Genomic DNA, 1021 nt, shown 5'->3' on the forward strand with positions numbered 1-1021 from the left:
TTGGGTTGTTCTTGGTTCATGCTGGCCTCACTTCGAAGCCACTGCACTGGCGGGGGCTACCGGCGCCGATGCGAACACCGCTACCGATTTGATAGCGTCTTGTTTAGCAACGGCGGGGGCTGTAGGCTTTTTCTCCTTATAGACTCTGACCTTCTCTCCGGGTGACAACACATGCACACCGGCCGATACCACCTGCATGCCTGGCTGCAAACCACCGGCCACGACCACCTCGTTGCCGTCCGCCGTCGCAATTTGAATGGGCTGCAACTTGACGGTCATGCTGGCCGTATCCAACACCCACACCGCAGAGGCTTTGCCGTCCTGGCGCAACGCACTCGTTGGCAGCTTGATCACTTGCACGCTGCTGCGGTCCAGGGCGTGCGGCAGCACGGACACAGTGGTGCCCAGTGCCAGCGCACCTTGCGTAGGCAATGCCACCTTGACGCCAAACGTCCGTGTCACCGGGTCGGCGCTGGCCGCCACCTCGCGCACCACACCCTTGAGCGACACATTGGCGGACCAGGCCCGCACATCCACCGCAGACCCGGCCATGATCAGCACCACCTTGTCTTCCGGCACGGCAAAGACCACGTCACGCGGGCCGTCTTGCGCAATGCGCACCACGGGGGTGCCTGCAGCCACCACCTGGCCGGGCTCGGCTTCCACCGCGGTGACAACACCCGACACATCGGCCACCAGCGTGGTGTAGGCCGCCTGGTTGCCCTGTGCGGTACCCTGGGCCCGCGCCTGGTCAAACTGCGCCTGGGCTGCCTTCAAAGTCGCGTCGCGCCGCTCCAATTCAGCACCGCTGATGAAGTTCTGGTCGCGCAGTTCCTTGAAGCGTTTGAAATCGGCAGCCGCCAGATCCCGGTTGGTCTGCGCTGCAACCACCTGGGCCTTGGCTGCCTGGGCCGCCAATTGGTAATCCTGGGGGTCCAGTTGCGCCAGCACGTCGCCAGCCTTCACCCGCTGACCCAGCTCCGCCTGGCGGCGCACGATCTTGCCGCTGACCCGAAAGCCC

1 protein-coding gene is annotated in these 1021 nt (G+C 64.4%); it reads right to left on the reverse strand.

The genetic code is table 11. The features are described from left to right. Positions 1 to 27 precede the first annotated feature (27 nt). A partial coding sequence (locus AC097P_RS25125) for an efflux RND transporter periplasmic adaptor subunit (protein ID WP_479613129.1) occupies positions 28 to 1021 on the reverse strand: 994 nt, incomplete at its 5' end.

It is taken from the genome of Rhodoferax sp. ZS1R8 (genome assembly GCF_056521325.1).